This is a genomic window from Arthrobacter rhizophilus, assembly GCF_026241105.1.
Lineage (GTDB): Bacteria > Actinomycetota > Actinomycetes > Actinomycetales > Micrococcaceae > Arthrobacter.
Map to the genome: position 1 here is coordinate 21,839 of NZ_JAPFFT010000022.1, position 19,523 is coordinate 41,361.

The 19,523-nt window shown below is 64.2% G+C and carries 17 protein-coding genes; 13 read left to right on the forward strand and 4 right to left on the reverse strand.

Annotated features, from left to right (window positions below):
* The first annotated feature begins 3 nt into the window (after positions 1–3).
* From betA to OOZ51_RS16880, 8 genes are all read left to right on the forward strand, one after another.
* Positions 4–1,764, forward strand: coding sequence for a choline dehydrogenase (betA, locus tag OOZ51_RS16845; RefSeq protein ID WP_265980924.1), 1,761 nt, complete (start codon positions 4–6; stop codon positions 1,762–1,764).
* Between the two features lie 8 nt (positions 1,765–1,772).
* Positions 1,773–3,293 carry an aldehyde dehydrogenase family protein gene (locus OOZ51_RS16850; RefSeq protein WP_265980925.1) on the forward strand — a complete coding sequence of 507 codons (1,521 nt, stop codon included), beginning with the start codon at positions 1,773–1,775 and terminating at the stop codon, positions 3,291–3,293.
* Positions 3,290–4,324 (forward strand): quaternary amine ABC transporter ATP-binding protein, encoded by a 1,035-nt coding sequence (locus OOZ51_RS16855; RefSeq protein WP_265980926.1) that lies wholly within the window; start codon positions 3,290–3,292, stop codon positions 4,322–4,324. Before OOZ51_RS16850 ends, OOZ51_RS16855 begins: the two co-directional genes overlap by 4 nt.
* Positions 4,324–6,357, forward strand: coding sequence for an ABC transporter permease (locus OOZ51_RS16860; RefSeq protein ID WP_265980927.1), 2,034 nt, complete (start codon positions 4,324–4,326; stop codon positions 6,355–6,357). The genes OOZ51_RS16855 and OOZ51_RS16860 overlap by 1 nt, the downstream gene beginning before the upstream one ends.
* 42 nt (positions 6,358–6,399) lie before the next feature.
* Positions 6,400–7,374 (forward strand): ABC transporter substrate-binding protein, encoded by a 975-nt coding sequence (locus OOZ51_RS16865; RefSeq protein WP_265980928.1) that lies wholly within the window; start codon positions 6,400–6,402, stop codon positions 7,372–7,374.
* A gap of 388 nt (positions 7,375–7,762) precedes the next feature.
* Entirely contained in the window at positions 7,763–9,058 is a 1,296-nt protein-coding gene (locus tag OOZ51_RS16870; RefSeq protein ID WP_416346403.1) for an MFS transporter, read from the forward strand.
* Positions 9,059–9,089: 31 nt separating this feature from the next.
* Positions 9,090–10,346, forward strand: coding sequence for an aminopeptidase P family protein (locus tag OOZ51_RS16875; RefSeq protein ID WP_265980930.1), 1,257 nt, complete (start codon positions 9,090–9,092; stop codon positions 10,344–10,346).
* Between the two features lie 122 nt (positions 10,347–10,468).
* Positions 10,469–11,272 carry an IclR family transcriptional regulator gene (locus tag OOZ51_RS16880; RefSeq protein WP_265980961.1) on the forward strand — a complete coding sequence of 268 codons (804 nt, stop codon included), beginning with the start codon at positions 10,469–10,471 and terminating at the stop codon, positions 11,270–11,272.
* Between the two features lie 244 nt (positions 11,273–11,516).
* On the opposite strand, the gene OOZ51_RS16885 is transcribed toward OOZ51_RS16880, so the two are convergent.
* Positions 11,517–12,650: an LOG family protein gene (locus OOZ51_RS16885; protein ID WP_265980931.1), complete on the reverse strand. Its 1,134-nt coding sequence runs from the start codon at positions 12,648–12,650 to the stop codon at positions 11,517–11,519.
* Between the two features lie 62 nt (positions 12,651–12,712).
* Between OOZ51_RS16885 and OOZ51_RS16890 the strand changes: the two genes are divergently transcribed.
* The 5 genes from OOZ51_RS16890 to iolB all read left to right on the forward strand — a co-directional run bounded on the left by OOZ51_RS16890 (position 12,713) and on the right by iolB (position 16,434).
* Positions 12,713–13,492: a gamma-glutamyl-gamma-aminobutyrate hydrolase family protein gene (locus OOZ51_RS16890; protein ID WP_265980932.1), complete on the forward strand. Its 780-nt coding sequence runs from the start codon at positions 12,713–12,715 to the stop codon at positions 13,490–13,492.
* 128 nt (positions 13,493–13,620) lie between these two features.
* On the forward strand, positions 13,621–14,025 hold the full coding sequence (locus OOZ51_RS16895; RefSeq protein WP_265980933.1) for a cupredoxin domain-containing protein: 405 nt from the start codon (positions 13,621–13,623) through the stop codon (positions 14,023–14,025).
* 38 nt (positions 14,026–14,063) lie between these two features.
* Positions 14,064–14,501, forward strand: coding sequence for a hypothetical protein (locus OOZ51_RS16900; RefSeq protein ID WP_265980934.1), 438 nt, complete (start codon positions 14,064–14,066; stop codon positions 14,499–14,501).
* A gap of 281 nt (positions 14,502–14,782) precedes the next feature.
* The gene (locus OOZ51_RS16905) at positions 14,783–15,523 is read left to right on the forward strand and encodes a GntR family transcriptional regulator (protein WP_265980935.1); all 741 of its coding nucleotides are present in this window, start codon (positions 14,783–14,785) and stop codon (positions 15,521–15,523) included.
* Positions 15,524–15,540: 17 nt separating this feature from the next.
* Positions 15,541–16,434, forward strand: coding sequence for a 5-deoxy-glucuronate isomerase (iolB, locus tag OOZ51_RS16910; RefSeq protein WP_265980936.1), 894 nt, complete (start codon positions 15,541–15,543; stop codon positions 16,432–16,434).
* A 99-nt stretch (positions 16,435–16,533) separates the two neighbouring features.
* Here the strand turns inward: iolB and OOZ51_RS16915 are convergent, their stop codons facing one another.
* Genes OOZ51_RS16915 through OOZ51_RS16925 form a run of 3 tightly spaced genes read right to left on the reverse strand, consistent with a single transcriptional unit; the run spans position 16,534 to position 19,498 of the window.
* Positions 16,534–17,565, reverse strand: a complete 1,032-nt coding sequence (locus OOZ51_RS16915) for a Gfo/Idh/MocA family oxidoreductase (protein WP_265980937.1) — start codon at positions 17,563–17,565, stop codon at positions 16,534–16,536.
* Positions 17,562–18,395, reverse strand: coding sequence for a TIM barrel protein (locus tag OOZ51_RS16920; RefSeq protein WP_265980938.1), 834 nt, complete (start codon positions 18,393–18,395; stop codon positions 17,562–17,564). The genes OOZ51_RS16915 and OOZ51_RS16920 overlap by 4 nt, the downstream gene beginning before the upstream one ends.
* A complete protein-coding gene (locus OOZ51_RS16925; RefSeq protein ID WP_265980939.1) occupies positions 18,395–19,498 on the reverse strand; it encodes a Gfo/Idh/MocA family oxidoreductase in 1,104 nt (367 codons plus the stop codon). Before OOZ51_RS16925 ends, OOZ51_RS16920 begins: the two co-directional genes overlap by 1 nt.
* Positions 19,499–19,523 lie beyond the last annotated feature (25 nt).

A 19,523-nucleotide genomic window follows, 5' to 3' on the forward strand; every position in this document is an offset into this window, starting at 1 on the left:
CTAATGGCCAACGAAAAGTTTGACTACGTCATTGTGGGTGGGGGCAGCGCCGGATCGGTGCTGGCGGACAGGCTCAGCGCAGACCGCACCAAGACCGTCCTGGTCCTGGAGGCGGGCCGCAGCGACTACCCCTGGGACCTGTTCATCCAGATGCCCGCCGCGCTCACCTTTCCCAGCGGAAACCGGTTCTACGACTGGCGCTACCAATCCGACCCCGAGCCGCACATGCACGGACGCCGGATCGCCCACACCCGTGGCAAGGTCCTGGGCGGCTCCAGTTCCATCAACGGGATGATCTTCCAGCGCGGCAACCCCTTGGACTACGAACGATGGGGGGCCGACGCCGGCATGGAGACCTGGGACTTCGCGCACTGCCTCCCGTACTTCAACCGGATGGAAACCGCCCTCGCCGCGGAACCCGAGGATGAACTGCGAGGACACAACGGACCTCTGGTCCTTGAGCGCGGTCCCGCCCGCAATCCCCTTTTCCAAGCCTTCTTCCGCGCCGCCCAAGAAGCCGGTTTTGCCCGGACCAACGATGTCAACGGGTACCGGCAGGAGGGCTTCGGCCCCTTCGACCGCAACGTGCACAAGGGCCAGCGGCTCTCTGCCTCCCGGGCTTACTTGCGGCCGCACCTCGACCGGCCCAACCTCACGGTAAGGACCCGGGCCCTTGTATCGAAAATCAACTTCACCGGCACTGGTACTTCCGATGTCACTGCCACCGGCGTCAGCTACCGCCGGAACGGCAAGAAGCATAGCGTGGATGCCCAGGAAGTCATCCTGTGCGGAGGAGCCATCAATACTCCGCAGCTGCTGCAATTGTCCGGCGTCGGGGACTCTGCGCACCTCAAGTCCCTCGCCATCCAACCGGTGGTTGATCTCCCGGGCGTCGGCGAAAACCTGCAGGACCACCTGGAGGTCTACATCCAGCACGCCTGCACCCAGCCGGTGTCCATGCAGCCGAGCCTCAGCCTTTGGCGCTATCCGTGGATCGGCCTGCAGTGGCTGTTCGGGCGCAAGGGACCGGCGGCCACCAACCACTTCGAAGGGGGCGGCTTTGTACGCTCCAACGAAGAGGTGGCCTACCCCAACCTCATGTTCCACTTCCTGCCCGTTGCCGTCCGGTACGACGGCCAAAAAGCCGATGCCAAACATGGTTACCAAGTGCACATCGGCCCTATGTACTCCGACGCCCGTGGGAGCCTGAAGATCACCTCCACGGATCCAACCGCCCACCCGTCCATGAAGTTCAACTACCTTTCCACGGACCAGGACCGGCGCGAGTGGGTCGAAGCCATCCGGATTTCCCGGCACATCCTGGAGCAGTCGGCCATGGCGCCTTTCAATGGCGGTGAACTCTCGCCCGGCCCAGCGGTCCAAACCGACGAGGAAATCCTCGATTGGGTAGCCCGCGACGCCGAGACCGCCCTGCACCCGTCCTGCACAGCCAAGATGGGTCCGGCCACGGATCCCATGGCCGTAGTGGACCCCCTCAGCATGAGGGTGCACGGCACCTCGGGCCTGCGTGTGGCGGACGCCTCGGCAATGCCGTACGTGACCAACGGCAACATCTACGCACCGGTCATGATGCTGGCTGAGAAGGCTGCCGACTTGATTCAGGGCCGCGAACCCCTTGCCCCGATCGCCGCGGAGTTCTACCGCCACGGCACCAGCCCAATTCCGGACAGCGCGGTTCCGGACAGCACGGGCCGCCTGGACAGCGCGGAGAGCCGGCCCGAAGCCAGCTCGGCACGGAACTAGGGAGCGGCATGAACAGTCCACAACTCACCCAGGCCCACACCGTTCGCGGCAGCTACGTCGACGGCGGCTGGCGGCAGTCCACCGGAGGAATCCGCAGCATCAGCTGCCCGGCGGACGGCACGCATGTTGCCGACGTCGCCGAGTGCGCCTCTGCGGACGCCGAGGCAGCGGTGGCGAGCGCCCGGAAGGCGTTCGACGACGGCCGCTGGCCAAACACGCCGGAGCTGGAACGCGGCGCGATCCTGCTCCGCGTGGCCGGGCTGCTGCAGCGGGACAAGGCCGCCTACGCCGCAGCCGAAGCCTTGGACACCGGCAAACGGCTGGTCGAAGCCGAGTACGACATCGACGACGTCATAGCCTGCTTCCGCTACTACGGCAGCGTGGCTGGTACTGACGCGGGCCGCGTGATCGATACCGGCCGGCCCGGCGCCATCAGCCGGGTCATCCACGCGCCCGTAGGCGTCTGCGGCCTCATCACGCCGTGGAACTACCCGCTCCTGCAGGCTTCGTGGAAGGTTGCGCCCGCACTCTTGGCCGGCAACACTTTTGTCCTCAAGCCCAGTGAGCTGACACCCTCCACATCCATCCTGCTGATGGACACCCTGCGGGAAGCAGGCGTGCCCGACGGCGTCGCGAACCTCGTGACGGGAACGGGACCGGAAGTGGGGGCGGTGCTCAGTTCGGATCCGCGGGTCGATCTGGTCTCCTTCACGGGCGGGCTGGAAACCGGCAAGCGGATCATGGTGGCTGCGGCGGAAACGGTCAAGCGCGTGGCCCTCGAGCTGGGTGGCAAGAACCCGAACGTGGTCTTCGCCGACGCCGACCGGGAGGCCGCGATCGACAACGCCTTGACTGCCGTCTTCCTGAATTCCGGCCAGGTTTGTTCGGCCGGGGCCCGGCTCATTGTCGAAGAGTCCATTCACGAGGAATTCGTGGCCGAGGTGGTCCGCCGTGCGCGCCAAATCCGGTTGGGCGGCCCCTTCGACCAGGAAGCCCAGACCGGTCCGCTGATCTCCACGGCCCACCGGGACAAGGTTCACGCCTACGTACAGGCCGGGGTTGCAGAAGGCGCCCGGCTGCTGTGCGGCGGCTTCATTCCGGACAGCCCGGAGCTGGCCGGTGGCAGCTTCTACCCGCCCACTGTGTTGGGCGGTTGCACCACCTCGATGCGCGTGGTCCAGGAGGAGTCTTTCGGACCTGTCATGACGGTGGAAACGTTCTCTACCGAAGAAGAGGCCATTCGGCTGGCCAACGACACTGTTTACGGACTGGCCGGCGCCGTGTGGACGGCAGACGCCTCGAAGGCCCAGCGCGTGTCCGGGGCGCTGCGCCATGGGACGGTCTGGATCAACGACTACCACCCCTACGTTCCGCAGGCCGAATGGGGCGGCTTCGGACAGTCCGGCAACGGCCGCGAGTTGGGGCTCGCGGGTTTGGCCGAATATCGAGAAACAAAGCACATCTGGCAAAACATCAGCCCCGGGCCCAGCCATTGGTTCGAGCCGCCACAGGCAGGAGTACAGCAATGAGCAGTCCTGACATATCCGTGCGCAACCTCTGGAAGGTCTTCGGACCCGGAGGTGAAAAGATCCCCAAGGATCCCGAGCTGTCGAGTTTGAGCTCCGCCGAATTGCTTGAACGCACCGGATGCAATGCTGCCGTGCGGGATATGAACTTCGATGTCGCCAAAGGCGAGGTGTTCGTGGTCATGGGCCTGTCCGGGTCGGGAAAGTCCACCCTGATCCGGTGCCTCACCCGGCTGATCGAGCCGACCTCGGGGAGTGTCCTGGTGGACGGCAAGGACGTGATGCAGGCGGGAACGGGCGAGCTTCGGGAGCTTCGTCGGCGGAAAATGTCCATGGTCTTCCAGCATTTCGGCCTCCTACCGCACCGTACCGTGCTGGACAACGTGTCCTACGGGTTGCAGATCCGCGGCGCCGCCAAGAACGAGCGTTACGCCAGGTCCCGCGAAATCATCGACCTCGTCGGGCTCAAAGGTTACGAGCAGCACTTCCCTGATCAGCTCTCCGGTGGAATGCAGCAACGGGTCGGGCTGGGCCGCGCCTTGGCCGGCGACCCGGACACCATCCTCTTTGACGAACCGTTCTCTGCCCTGGACCCGCTTATCCGGCGCGATATGCAGGCAGAGGTCATCCGGCTCCACAAAGAGATGGGCAAGACGATGGTGTTCGTCACCCACGACCTGTCCGAAGCGCTCAAACTCGGGGACCGCATCCTGATCATGCGGAACGGCGAGACAGTCCAGTGCGGCACCGGCGATGACCTCGTCGGATCACCGGCGGACAAGTACATCGCCGATTTCGTCTCCGAAGTACCCCGGGCGGATGTCCTGACGCTCAAGTGGATCACCGATCCCGTAGGATCCGGCACTCCCGGGGACGCTCCCGTCCTGAGCGCCGGCACGATCATCCGCGACGCCATCCCAACGGTCATGAACTCATCGTGTCCTGTCCTGGTGGAAGACTCCGGCAAGATCACAGGCCAGATCGACCGAGACAGCATCCTGTCGGTCATCCGCGGCGCGGAAGTAGCGGCGTGATGTCCACCCTCGTTCGTGACCGGGCCCCGATTCATACCAGCCCCGTCGCCGCCCGTGCGCCGCGCAAGCGGCTAAGCCGCCGCGCGCTGCTCCTGGGCGGGGCCGGCGTCGTCTGGCTCGTTGGATTCCTGTTCCTCCACGGCACCGCGACCCTCACGCTGCCGGCGTCGGAACTTACTGACCTGCACCGCTCCCTCAACCAATTCAATGCCTGGGTGGCAGCGAACCGTGCGGACAATCCAGTCTTCCAGTACGTCTTCACTCCCCTCCGGGCCGCCGTCGACGCCGTCGCAAACCTGTTCATCGGCATTTTCGCGGCGAGCTCCACCGGGCTTCGCTTGCCGGAGATCGGCTGGCTGGGAACCGTCGCGCTGCTCAGCTGGATCGCCTTCGCTGTGGGCAATGCCCGGGTGGCTCTGCTGACCGCGGCGGCCTTCGTGTTCTTCGGTCTTCAAGGGCTGTTTGTGGAGGCCTCTTACACCTTCGCCCTTGTCCTCACGGCCGTCCTGTTCACCTTGGCTATCGGCATCCCCCTCGGAGTCCTGGCCGGGGTCTATGGCCGGGTTGCCAAGGTGATCACTCCGGTCCTCGACTTCATGCAGACCCTTCCCACTTTCGTGTACCTGGCTCCGCTGGCCCTCATCTTCCTGATCGGCCCCGCCTCCGCCGTGATCGCCACTGTGATCTACGCGGCACCTCCGGTCATCCGACTGACGGCGCATGGAATCCGATGCATCCCGGAGAACACCCGGGAAGCGTCCGACTCTCTGGGAACCACGGGCTTGCAGCGACTCCTCACCCTTCAACTCCCCCTGGCACGGCGCACCATCGTGATGGGGATCAACCAGAGCACCATGGCCGCGCTGTCCATGGTCACCATCGCGGCACTCATCGCCGCACCGGGGCTGGGACAAGTGGTTGTCCGCGCCCTGCAATCGCTCGACGTCGGCACGGCAGTCAACGCTGGACTGTCGATCGTCCTGCTCGCCATCGTGCTGGACCGCGTCACAACGGCCGCCAGCCGCCGTGCCGAGCCCGGGGCGAGCCGCAAACGCCGGATATCGCGGCGAACCCGGTACATCCTGCTGGCAGCGACCCTGCTGGTGGCGCTCGTCATGGTCCAGTTGTCCCGCACGATGCTCTGGGCCGCGGCCTTCCCGAAGGATCTCAACATCGGCCCAGCCATCGTCAGTGGCGTGAGCTCGGCCAGCGAATGGCTGCAGACCAACCTCTTCCTGTTCACGGTGTCCTTCCGCGAGGCAGTCACCACCGGGATTCTCAACCCGTTCCAGTCCCTTCTGACGGAAACACCGTTCTACCTCCTGGTCGCGGTCATTGTCATCGCGGCTTTTGCCCTCGGCGGCTGGAAGCTGTCGGCAGTCACGGCATCATGCCTGGCCTTGATCATCTACCTTGGCCTGTGGAGCGATGCGATGGTCACCTTGGCCGGCACCCTCGTTGCCACCGCAGTGGTCATCGTCCTGGGCGTCATCTTCGGCGTGGCCATGGGCAGGTCCAACAAAGTGGACCAGATCATGCGGCCCATGCTTGACGCGGGACAGACCATGCCCGCTTTCGTCTATTTGGTTCCGTTCCTGGGCCTCTTCGGCGCCACACGGTTCACCGCCATCATCGCCGGTATCATCTACGCCGCACCCGTAGCCATCAAGATCACGGCCGACGGCATCGCCGCGATATCGCCCACCGTCATGGAAGCCGCAGTGTCCAGCGGCTCAACCCCTTGGCAGGTCATCACCAAGGTCCAACTCCCGATGGCACGCCAATCCCTGGCTTTGGCCGCCAACCAGGGCCTGATCTACGTCCTGGCCATGGTGGTAGTCGGCGCGCTGGTCGGAGCAGGTGGCCTGGGGTACGACGTCGTTGCCGGCTTTGTCCAAAGTTCACTGTTCGGCAAGGGCCTGGCCGCCGGCCTGGCCATCGTCTTCCTCGGGATCCTGTTGGACCGCATGACACAGGCTGCCGCGGCCAACCCCGTTCGAAAAGTCCCTTCAGCAAAATCAACCACCCACTAACGGCCCTGACGCTCGCACACTGCCCAACAAGGAGACCCAACCATGAGTAAAGCTGGACTGCTGTTGAAACGAACAATTCCCACGCTCGCCGGAACCGCGGCCGCTGCCCTGTTGCTTGCCGGCTGCGGCGGTGCAACAGTCAATCAGGCGGCCGCGGCCGGTGCCTCGAGCACCCCCTGCGGAAGCGTCAACGTGGCCCTCAACGCCTGGGTAGGCTACACGGCGAATGCGGCCGTTTATAGCTATATCGCCCAAAACAAGCTCGGCTGCACAGTGGTCCAGAAGGACCTGTCGGAACAGATTTCCTGGCAGGGCTTCGCATCCGGTGAAGTCGACGTCGTTATTGAGAACTGGGGCCACGAGGACCTCGCGAAGCAATACATCACCGATCAGAAAGTAGCGGTCGACGCCGGCCCCACCGGCAATGAAGGTCACATCGGCTGGTACGTACCACCATGGATGGCCGCCAAGTACCCGGACATCACGGACAGCAAGAACCTGAACAAATACGCTTCCCTCTTTGCCACCTCCGAATCCGGCGGCAAGGGCCAGGTCCTGGACGGCGACCCAGCGTTCGTGACCAACGACGAGGCCCTCGTCAAGAACCTTGGCCTGGACTACAAAGTAGTCTTCTCCGGCTCGGAAGCCGCTCTCATCCAGTCATTCCGCTCGGCCGAGAAGAACAAGACTCCCCTACTGGGGTACTTCTACGAACCGCAATGGTTCCTTTCCGAGGTCTCCCTCAAGAAGGTCAGCCTGCCAGCCTACACGCCGGGCTGCGATTCCAACGCCGAGAAGGTGGCCTGTGACTACCCCGATTACAAACTGAACAAGGTGATCTCCAAGAAGTTCGCGGACAGCGGCTCTCCCGCCGCCAAACTGGCCAAAGCTTTTTCGTGGACCAACGCGGACCAGAACTCCGTCGCAACGGATATCCAGGGCGGCATGAAGCCCGACGCCGCGGCCAAGAAATGGGTCGATGCCCACCCGGATGTGGTCGCTGCCTGGCTCAAGTAGTCCCTGAACCCATCTCGCTCTGAAGCTCCCCGGATCCATGGATCCGGGGAGCTTCTTCGCGTTCCAGAGCGGGACTCCACTCACTCCACGCAACTGTGTTGCAGACGATGCGCCACCTCCCTCAACTAGCTCGCACTTGTTGTCGCTTAGAGGGCTCAATACGACATCCACTGCTAGCTAGTTGGGTGGCAACCGAGGACCCTTGACGGTGACGCACAACACATCTATTCTGGTGCAACAGCGTTGCGTTGAATGCAACCCCAAAATTCTTGGTGGATTCATGAAAAACGAAACATCTTCCGTGGCAGCAATCCCGGGAAGCTCGAGCACCGGATCCAAAGGCGGATCCCTCGCCCTTCCCGAAGCAGCCACCCCGGGCGTCCCCTCAATGCCAGCCGACAACCAGATCGTCAGCAAGGACACCCGGCGCCGCGTCATCACCGCCAGCTTCATCGGCAATTTCGTCGAATGGTTCGACTACGCCGTCTACGGATACCTCGCGGGGATCATCTCTACCGTCTTCTTCCCTGCGTCGGACCGGCAGACCGCACTGCTCGCCACGTTCGGCGTCTTTGCCGTCTCCTTCTTCGTCCGTCCATTGGGCGGATTCATCTGGGGCCACATCGGTGACCGGCTTGGACGCAAACAAGCATTGTCCCTGTCGATCGTCCTCATGTCCGTGGCCACCTTCTGCATCGCCCTTATCCCCGGTTACAACACCATCGGCGTCATGGCTCCAGTCCTCCTGCTGCTCGTCCGCGTTGTCCAGGGCTTCTCGGCAGCAGGCGAATACGCAGGTGCCTCGGCGTTCCTGGTGGAATACGCACCGGCCAATCGGCGCGGACTCTATGCCGCCGTCGTACCCGCCAGCACGGCGGCAGGCTTGCTGCTCGGTTCCCTGCTGGCAGCATTGCTCAGCTCGGTCCTGAGCGCGGAGCAACTCAGCGAATGGGGCTGGCGCCTCCCGTTCCTTCTGGCCGCCCCGATGGGCCTGATTGGCCGCTACATCCGAACCAAGCTCGAGGACACCCCGGCATTCCGCGAAATGGCTGCGAAGGATACTGCAGTCAAAGCCCCCGCCTTCGCTATGTTCAAGACGTACCGCAAGCAGCTCATCATCGCGACGGGCGCGGTGCTCCTGAACGCCGTCGGCTTCTACGTAATCCTCAGCTACATGCCCACCTACCTTTCCGAGGAACTCCATTTCGGTGCGGCAGAATCGTTCCTGGCCACCACCATCGCGCTGGTCAGCTACATCGGATTCATCTTTTTGACGGGGATCGCCTCGGACAGGTTCGGCCGCAAGCGCATGCTCATCACAGCGTCCGTGCTCTTTGTGGTGCTGACCGTTCCGGCGTTCATGCTCCTGGATACCGGCAACTTCCTGGTCATTGTCCTGATGCAGATCCTGCTGGGCGGCATGCTCACGCTCAACGACGGCACCTTGCCCAGTTTCCTGGCCGAGCTCTTCCCCACGAAGGTCCGCTACAGCGGCTTCGCCGTCAGCTTCAATCTCTCAAACGCCCTGTTCGGCGGCACAGCCCCGTTCATGGCAACCCTTCTCATCGGCCTGACCCACAACCAGCTGGCCCCCGGCTGGTACCTCGTGGCCGCCTCCGTCATCTCACTCATCGCGGTCCTCTTCGCTGTGGAGACTTCCAAGAAGCCCCTGCAGCAGGACTGAAACAACCCACCCATTGAAAGGAACACCACGCATGACCATCACCGAGAATGAAGCCGTAAGCGACGTCGCCAAGCTTGAGCGCCTCAAGGTCCTCAACAACGGAGAGAAGGTCTCCCTGACTTTCTCCGACGCAGAGTTTGAGCGACGCCTTGCGGGTCTTCGCCGGATCATGGCCGAGAAGGAACTGGACGCCGTTGTCCTGACCAGCTACCACTCCATCAAGTACTACTCCGACTTCCTGTTCACCTACTTCGGCCGCTCCTACGCCATGGTTGTCACGGCCGAGGACACAGTCACCGTCACCGCCAATATCGACGCCGGAATGCCCTGGCGCCGCAGCTACGGAGACAACCTGGTCTACACGGACTGGCGGCGGGACAACTACATCTTTGGCATCCAGGAAGTGCTGCGGACCCGCGGGATCAACGTCCGGCGCCTGGGTGTTGAGGACGACTCCCTCCCGCTGGACAACCGCAACAAGATCCAGGCCGCCTTCTCCGGCGCGACGCTTGTGGATGTGGCCCAAGCCGCCATGCGCCAGCGCATGATCAAGTCTTCCGAAGAGATCGAAGTCATCAAGCACGGCGCGCGGATCGGCGACCTTGGCGGAGAGGCCATCCGCAATGCCATCACCGCCGGGATCACCGAGTACGAAGTCGCCCTGATCGGCACCGAAGCCATGGTCCACGAGATCGCCCGCACGTTCCCGGACTCCGAAATCCGCGACACCTGGGTGTGGTTCCAGTCCGGCATCAACACGGACGGAGCCCACAACTGGGCAACAACCCGCAAGATCCAGGAACACGACATCCTGTCACTGAACTGCTTCCCTATGACCAGCGGCTACTACACCGCCCTGGAGCGCACCCTGTTCTACGGCGAACCCGACGCCCGCTCCTTGGAACTGTGGAACATCAACGTGGAGGTCCACAAGCGCGGCCTGGAACTCATCAAACCCGGCGCCGTCTGCAAAGACATCGCCGCGGAACTGAACGAGATCTACGTTTCGCATGGGCTGCTCGCCAACCGCACGTTTGGCTACGGCCACTCGTTCGGCGTCCTCTCGCACTACTACGGGCGCGAAGCTGGACTGGAGCTGCGCGAGGACATCGACACCGTGCTGGAGTCCGGCATGGTGGTCTCCATGGAACCGATGATCACGGTCCTCGACGGTCGGCCGGGTGCGGGCGGATACCGGGAACACGACATCCTGGTGGTTGGTGACGACGGCGCCGAGAACATCACCAAGTTCCCGTTCGGCCCGGAGTACAACATCATCGGCGCCTAGGACCCACCCTCCACTGGACATGCCCAGCCTTGAGTCGGAGCGATGGACATATGCTGCATATGCTCATTGCTCTTGGCCAAGGCTGGGCATGTCCCGATTAAAAGAGCCATATAGTGACCATCATGACCTCAGTAAACACCAGCGAAACCCCGGCCAACGGAGATTCCAAAGGCGCTTCGGTCCTCGAGAACGCCATTGCCGTGCTCCGCAGCTTCACCGCCGAGGAACCGCTGCTGGGTGTCACCGAGATCGCCGGCAGGATCGGCCTCCACAAAAGCACCGTGTCCCGGATCCTCGCGACGTTCGAACAGGAACACTTGGTGGAGCGCGACTCCGACTCCCGCCGCTTCCGGCTGGGCTTGGGCATGATTGCCTTGGCGGGTCCGCTCCTCGCTGAACTGGAAGAGCGTCGGGTGGCCTATCCCGTGCTGCGCGAACTCAGCGAGCGGACTGGCGAGACGAGCGCGCTCATGGTGTGGAACGGGAACGAATCCATGTGCGTGGAACAAATCGCCAGCCGCCACCAGGTCAAGCATCTTGCCCCGCTGGGTGCCCGATATAACGAGGCGCTCAGCTCCTCGGTGCAGGTCTTCCTGGCCGCCGAAGACGCAGATCGGGTGCGCACGCTCCTGCGCAGCGGCTCGATCACACTGCCCGGCCTCGACGAAGAAGCCCTTGAGGCCTACCTGCTCCGGCTCCAGGAGTCGGTGAAGCGAGGATGGGCCGTCAACTTCGGCGAAACATCCATCGAAGAAGTGGGCGTGGCTTCACCTGTCTATGACCACCGCGGCGACATCGTGGCCTCCGTACTGATCCCCGCCCCCAAGTTCCGTGTCTCCCAGGACACTCTCGCCAGCCTCGGCGAGGCCTGCCAAGATGCAGCCCGCAAGATCACCACGCGCTTGGGCGGCCGCGCAGCTCACTAAGCCGACATCACGGTCACCCCCACCGGACATGCCCAGCTCTGGACTCCAGAGATGGACATGCTCACTCGTCATCCACGGGACATGCCCAGCCCCGAGGCTCAGCAACGGACATAACGCTCTCGCCCGAAGGGACATGCCCAGCCTTGGAATCCAGGGATGGGCATATTCGCAATATGTCCACTGTTCCGAGCCAAGGCTGGACATGTCCCTTACGGCCGGGCGGGCCCGGGAACCCTGAACGCAGTCAATCCGCGACGACGGCGAGCGCCTCCTCCACCGTGTCCACCAGAAAGATCCAGTCCTCCATCATTTTCCCCGCCGCGAGGCTCTGCAACATGGGCCACGCCGGATACTTGTGCTCCCAGTGGTCGCGACCCACGAGCACCATAGGAGTGACGGTTTCCGGGGCGCCGTAGAAGTTCTCGCACGCGTCCTGGAAGATTTCCTGCACGGTGCCGGCGGAGCCCGGGAGGAACACGATGCCGCCGTTGCATAACTCCAGCAGGATCGCTTCGCGCATCGAGTTGGCGAAGTACTTGGCGATGTGAGTGGCAAAAAGATTGGGCGGTTCGTGCCCGTAGAACCAGGTGGGGATGCCCAGCGACGTCGTCCCGCGCGGATAGTGCTCGACGACGGCGGCCGCCGCCCGCGCCCAAGCCGTCACCGAGGGACGGAAACCCGGCACCGCCGCGAGCGCCTCGAGCGCTGCGGCGAAGTCGACGTCGGGCAGGCCGCTCAAGTAGGCGCCCAAATTGGCCGCTTCCATGGCCCCCGGCCCGCCACCTGTGGCCACGCTGAAACCGGACCGTGCCAGGAGCCGCCCTAGGCGCGCGGCGTCGTCGAAATCCTGTGTTCCGCGTTGCGCGGCATGCCCGCCCATGACGCCCACGATCTTGTTCCCCGCGAAATCCCCGTTGCCCAGAAGCTCGTCCAAGGCGTCCCCGATAGCGTGGTCGTGCAGCGCGGCGGCGAGGGTGGCGTCCAGGCTGGTCCGTTGCCCCGGCATGATGCTCCAGTGGTAGACCTGGGCATCCAGGGTGGCTTCGTACTCTGTCGAGTCAATGTCCTCGTACAGTTCGGCGGCGCTGTAGAGGCTGCCCCGGTAGGGGTTGAATGGCACACCGCGCAGCTTCGGAAAGATGAGGGCACCGCGGCTGCGCAGGGAGTCCTCGACACCGTCGTCGAAGGTGCAGCCCAGGAAGATGGCGCCCTGGGGATCCAGCCGCGCCAAGTCGCCACGCCGGCCCCGCAGGTCCAGCGACTGGGCGTGCCAGCCGTGCATGGTTGCCGCGCCGGAGCTGAGCAGCCGGTCGAAATGGGCCACGCTCTCAATGTCGAGCGTGCGGGGACTGGGAGTCAGGGCGCGGGACGGATTCATGGCATCAGCGTAAGCCCGCGGTGATGTTGCGCAGGAGTCGTCCGGCCGGTGCATCATGGAGCATGCAGACTTCCGAACAGCAGAGCAGCGTCCGGCCCCGGATCGGCATCCCCGTCCGCCTCAGCAGCTCCGAAGACGCCGACGCCCGTGTGGGAGAGGCGAATGAACTCTTCGATTTCATCGTCGAACTAGTGCGCGACGCCGGTGCGGAGCCAGTGCTGCTGGATGCCTCCTTCACCGATGAAGCCGGCCGGCTGGCCACGGAGCTCCGTTCCCTCAACGGCGTCTTGCTGCCCGGCGGAGGGGATCTGGACCCGCGACTCTACGGCGAAGAAGCGACTGAGGCCTGCTACGACGTCAACCCGGACCAGGACCGCCTGGACTTGGCGGTTGCCCGCGAATCGCTCGACGCCGGTTTGCCCACCTTCGGCATCTGCCGCGGCCACCAGCTCTTGAACGTGGTGTACGGAGGCTCACTCATCCAGGACATGCACCCGTCGGCGGTGGAGCACAACGGCCTGACCCCGGCGGAGGGTGGGCTAAGCACTTGGGCGTGGCACGACGTCGCACTTTCTCCGGGTTCCAAAGTGGCTGGGCTCTATGGCTCGCGGGACTCGGTGCGGATTGCCTCGGGACATCACCAGGCTGTGGACCGGGTAGGCGACGGCCTCGTAGTAACTGCGGTAGCAGAGGATGGCACGGTGGAGGCCCTCGAGGATCCGCAGCGCTGGGTGGCATCCGTGCAATGGCATCCCGAGGCATCGCAGCTGCCCGACGAGGAACGGCTCGCCCCCTTCAAGGCTTTCGTCGAGGTCTGCCGGACACTGCGCCCCGTTGCCTGACCGAGACGGCCAGTCTCCGCCCGCCGGAGGCAATTTCCCGTTCCGGTGAACCTGACCGCTTTGGAATTCGTCTCATCAGTGTGGCAAGCACATTCCGGCCACCGGACATGAGAAGCGGGGAACCAATCATGGGAAAGAACCCCAAGGCCTTGATGGTCATCGTCGCGGCGGCCCTCCTGATCGCCCTGAGCGGGTGCGGGTCCTCCGGAGCTGGCTACCAGGGCGCGTCATCGGGCCCACCTTCCGCCGCGTCCTCCGGCGCTCCGCCGTCGGGGACATCCCAATCGCTCACCATCACCATCAAGGACTTCGGCTATCAAGGACCCGTCTCGGTCAGCCCAGGCGCCAAAATCACCGTGAAGAACGATGACGCCCAGGCCCACACAGTCACTTCAGACGATGGGAAGGCCTTCGACGCCGCCGTGGATGGCGGGGGCGGAACAGTCCAGTTCACTGCACCCACCGCACCTGGCAGCTATCCCTACCATTGCGCCTACCACTCCAATATGCACGGAACGCTGGTCGTGAAATGAGCACAGTGAAATGAGCACGCTGAAATGAGCACAGCGAAATGAGCGCCCGTGAACCGGTCCGCCGCAAGCCCACGGGCATCCTGTTGCGGCTGCTTGTCCTGGCAGCCTTGGTCATCGACGCAGTGGTGCATTGGCAGCTTGCCCCTGGCTATCAGCTGGGCGCCCCGGGCGGAATCGGGCAAGGCAACCTGTTCCGCCTTGAAGCGGTCGCCGCGGTTCTCGCTGGCCTGTACGTCCTGGTCCGCGGCAGCCGGCCAGCCTATGCGGCCGCCTTGGTCGTCGCTGGCAGCGCTTTCATCGCCGTCCTCCTCTACCGGTACGTCGACATACCGGCCTTGGGCCCGATCCCGGCCATGTACGAGCCCGTATGGTTTTTCGAGAAGACCCTCAGCGCCGTCGCCGAGGGACTAGGCGCCGTCCTGGCCGGCGTCGGCTTCCTTCGGCAGCGCGGCAACGCCCGTCGGCGCCGTCGCTGAACGGCCAACCCCGCCGACCGGGCCGACCGGGCCGACCGGGCCGACCGGGCCGACCGGCGACGGTGCCTCGGTCCCCGGAGAGGGCGCCAACGACCCTCTGGTTCTGATGTCTGGACATGCGCCCCGCACCGCCCGCAAAACGGTGCAATAGACCCGCCTCCAATAGCCTTGACCAAGCCAGGGCTCCTGCTATCATCGATAAAGCAGTATGTCCTATCAAGCGAACATGAGCGGACATGCAGCTACGTCCGGGACAGTCCCGGAACGCGAGGGAGCATGCAATGGCGAATCAACTTGGCCTCATTATCGACCGTTCTTCCCCTGTGCCTTTGTACCACCAGGTGGTCCAAGGCATCGAGGCCGCCATCCACAGCGGAGTGCTGGAACCCGGCAGCCGTTTGGACAACGAAATCGACTTCGCCGCCCAGCTCAACCTGTCCAGGCCCACCATGCGCAAGGCCATGGATGAACTGGTCCGCTCCGGCCTGTTGGTCCGCAAGCGCGGCGTAGGCACACAGGTGGTTTCGAGCCAGGTTCGCCGGCCCCTGGAGCTCTCCAGCCTCTACGACGATCTGACCAACAACGGCAAGAAGCCCACAACGCAGGTCCTCAGCTTCTCCCACATGGAAGCAGACGCAGCCACGCTGACCGCACTTCAGCTCCCGGCGGGTTCGAAGGTCTACCACTTCACACGTCTCCGCAAAGTGGGCGGCAAGCCGCTCGCACTCATGGAGAACTGGGTCCGGGACGACATCGCTGCCATGGACGAAGCGATGCTGGCCGCGGAGGGCCTCTACGCCATCCTGCGCCGAGGCGGCGTCAACTTCCGCCTCGCCTCGCAGCGGATCGGCGCCATGATCGCCAACGACTACCAGGCACCGCTCTTGGAGGCTGAGGTCGGCTCGGCTTTGGTCACCATGGAGCGCACCGCCGTCGACGACACCGGACGCATGGTGGAAACCGGCCACCACGTCTACCGGGCAGATTCCTACAGCTTTGAAATGACACTCGTACAGCGCTAACGCAAGGACTTAACTTCATGGCCAACTGGGTCTATCCACTAGGAACCGCCAACGACGGCGATTGGGACATTTCGCTCGGAACCTCCGATTCCGCCTTGGCCGTGGATGGTTGGGCCCACACCGGGCTCAAGGTCGCCACGCTCGCCGCGGGCACCGCCGTCGAACTCCCCGCCGCGGCGGAAGAACGGATCGTTGTGCCGCTCAACGGCGCCTTCACGGTGACGGTCGACGACGTCGAATACCCCCTCACGGGGCGGGCGTCAGTTTTCCATGGGCCCAGCGATGTCCTGTATTCCGGCACGAATACCGCCGTCACCATTCGTTCGTCCGACGGCGGCCGCGTCGCCGTTGCCACGGCCCCGGCGAAGGCGTCGTATCCCACCCGGCTGGTCACCGCCGCGGAAACCCCCGTGGAGCTCCGTGGGGCAGGCAATTGCTCCCGCCAGGTCCACAACTTCGGCACTCCAGCCGCGCTTGAGGCAGACCGTTTCATCGTCTGCGAAGTGCTCACTCCCGCAGGCAACTGGTCCTCCTATCCCCCGCACAAGCACGATGAGGAAAAGGACGGCGAGACGCAACTCGAGGAGATCTACTACTTCGAGACCCGCGTGGCTGACGGTTCCAAGGCCCCTGCCGACGCCGATGCGATCGGCTACCAGCGCGTCTATGCCTCCGATGACCGCCCTATCGATGTGGCCGCAGAGGTCCGCACGGGCGACGTCGTGCTGGTCCCCTACGGCTGGCACGGTCCCGCCATGGCTGCTCCTGGCTACGACATGTACTACCTGAACGTCATGGCCGGTCCGGGGCCTGTGCGCGAATGGCTCATCAGCGACGACCCCCACCACGGGTGGGTGCGGCAGAGCTGGAATGGACAGGACATCGACCCCCGCCTGCCGTTCGGCGCCTGAGGAGTTCGTGCACCCAACTAGCTAGCAGTTGTTGTCGTCATGAGGGCTCAAAACGACAACAACTGCGAGCTAGTTGGGGCCTGTAATCGCCTAACTGGCCTAGGCCGTTACCAGCGCCACTTTGACCGGAACACCGCTTGCCAGGGACTCCTGCGCGGCATCGGCTACGCGGGAAGCAGCAACAGCGTCCTCCGGGGTGCAAGGGTTCTCACGCTGGCCCAGGACAAGCTCCACAAATGCTGCCATTTCCGAGCGGTAAGCCTGGTCGAAGCGTTCAGCGAAGGTCTTGTGGGGCTCCCCGGACGGGAACGCAATCCCGGTCTCGGCTGATTCCATGGCTGTCTCGTCGTCCAGGCCAACCATGAGGGAACGCTTGGAGCCTTGGATCTCGAGGCGGACATCGTGACCGGCCCCGTTGTAGCGGGTGGCGGACACAGTGCCCACCGTGCCGTCGTCGAACGTTATCAACGCCAGCGCCGTGTCCACGTCACCCACTTCGCCGATGGCGGGATCGCCATTGTTGGACCCCTTGGCATAGACCTCCACGATTTCGCGGCCGGTCAGCCAGCGCAGGATGTCGAAATCGTGGACCGAGCAGTCGCGGAACAGGCCGCCGGACGTTGCCAGGAATTCCACGGGCGGCGGAGCCATGTCGCAGGTCACCGCGCGCAGCGAGTGGATCCAGCCGAGCTCGCCAGCCTGGTAGGCGCGCCTGGCCTCGAGGTAGCCCGCATCGAAGCGGCGCTGGTGGCCTATCTGCACCACGCCGTGGTTGGCACGGATGTGCTCGAGGACGGGCAGAGAATCGGCCACGTTCATTGCTACGGGCTTCTCGCAGAAGACCGGAATACCAGCGTCCACTCCCGCCCGGATCAATTCCGGATGCGTGCCGGTTCCAGTAGCGATGACCAGGCCATCCACTCCTGAGGCGATCAAGGCCTCTACCGACGGCAGGAACTCGGCGCCCAGCCCGGCCGCCACCTTGCGGGCGTGGTCTTCGGCGACGTCCGTGAGCCGCAACTCCACGTCGATTCCCTGCGCATTCAATTCCGCGTTGAGTGCGGCGATGTTGTTGGCGTGCATCACGCCGATTCGCCCTACTCCGACCAGTCCGAGAACGACGTCCTTCATAGTGCTACCTCCGTTGAAAAGTCTGTAGTTTCCTGAACCCGGCCGTCCAGACCAGTGCCGTCCTGAACCGAGAACGCCCGGCGGAACGCCTCGAGCGCCTCCTTATCGTCTCCGCTGGCCCATGCCTCCATGCCAACGGTTCCTTCATAGCCCGCAGCCGCGAGCGCCCGGGCCACGGCCGAGTAGTTGATTTCGCCGGTGCCGGGTTCGCAGCGCCCTGGAACGTCCGCCACCTGGATCTCGCCGATGTGTGGCAGGGCGGTGCGGACCAGCTCGATGAGGTTCCCCTCCCCCAGCTGTGCGTGGTAAAGGTCCAGCATCATTTTCACGTTGGGGTGTCCGGCCGCTTCCACCAGCGCCAAAGTGTCCTTGGCCCGGGCCAGCGGAATGCCAGGATGGTCCCGCATGGTGTTGAGGTTCTCGAGACAGAAGGTCAGGCCGTGCTTCTCCCCGAGCGCACCGAGCCGCTCCAGGGTTCGAACCCCGGTGATCCACATGCTGCCGTTGGAGCGGTAGACGGGACGGGCTGCCTTCCCCTCGATCAACTCGGCCGAGTGCACCACCATGCGGCTGACGCCGAGCTCCAGGGCGGTGGGAATCAGCGTTTCGGCGGTCCTCACCACGTCATCGGCTGTGTCCGCGTCAACCAAACTCCCGGAGGTGTACCCGGTCATGGAGGAAAAGACCGCGCCGATCGACTTGAGCGCCGCAATGTCCTTGCTGCTCGAGTCCCAGAGTTCGACGTCGAATCCGGCTTCGTGGATGCGCCGCACCCGTTCGGTAAACGGCAAATCCGTAAAGACCATTTCCGCACAAACGGCCAGGCGCATCAGACACCGGCCTTGCTGTTGCTCGAAACGGAGGTGACCGCCACCGGTCTGCGTTGCTGCACAGATTCGATGCATGCCAACGCCATCGCCAGGGCGCGTCGTGCGTCAGCGGCCCCCGGGGTGAGGGTGAAAGCGCCCGACGGCGGTTGCGTGCCATCGCGGCGCGCGCGGACTGCCGCCGAGAAATCCACGAGTTCATCGGTGTAGGCCTCGCGGAACAGCTCCACGTTGAGCCTGGGGGTCTTGGCGGAAAGGCCCTCGGCGGTGTACCTCACGGCAGCAGTTTCAGTGGGCCGTCCTGCCTGCACCATTCCCTTGGAGCCGAAGACTTCGCCCCTGACGTCATAGCCGTAGAGAGCGCTGAAATTCGCTTCGGCCACCGCCAGGGCTCCATTGCTGTAGCGGATGGTGACCACGGCGGTGTCCAGGAATCCTTGATCACGCAGGCTCGGTTCCACCAGCGCGTCCGCAACTGCGTAGACCTCCACCGGCTCGGCGCCTTCGTTGAACCAGTTCAGGGTGTCGAAATCGTGGATGAGGGTTTCCAGGAAAATCGTCCAGGCCGGAATCCTCGCCGCGTGGCCGATGCTCCCGGTGCCGGGATCCCTGGTCAGCGAGCGCAAGAGCTGGGGCACTCCCACAATTCCCTCGGCCAGATCCTTCTTGGCGGCTTGGAAATCGGTGGCGTAGCGGCGGTTGAAGCCGATCTGGAAATGTACCCCTGCCGTTTCGACGGCGAGGAGCGCGGCGTCGAGCTCTTCGAGGCTCTGCGCGGCAGGCTTCTCGCAAAACACGTGCTTACCGGCCGCGGCGGCCTGGGCAATCAAGGAAGCGTGGAACCGTGCCGGACTAGCAATGATCACGGCGTCGATGTCCGGATCGGTCATGATGTCCGCGGCGTCGGCGGTGACCTTCGGGGCGCCAAGCTGGGCAGCCACGGACGCTGCCGAGTCCACGTTGGGATCGGCGACGGCGGCCAGGACCGCACCGGGAACCCTGCGGGCTATGCTTTCGCCGTGGAACGCCCCCATCCAGCCGGAGCCTATGAGTCCAAGCCTAACCGGGGTGGGAAGTCCGGCGGAGTGCTGTTCGATGTAGGCCATGGGCCCGTCCTTTCGATAGTCAGTA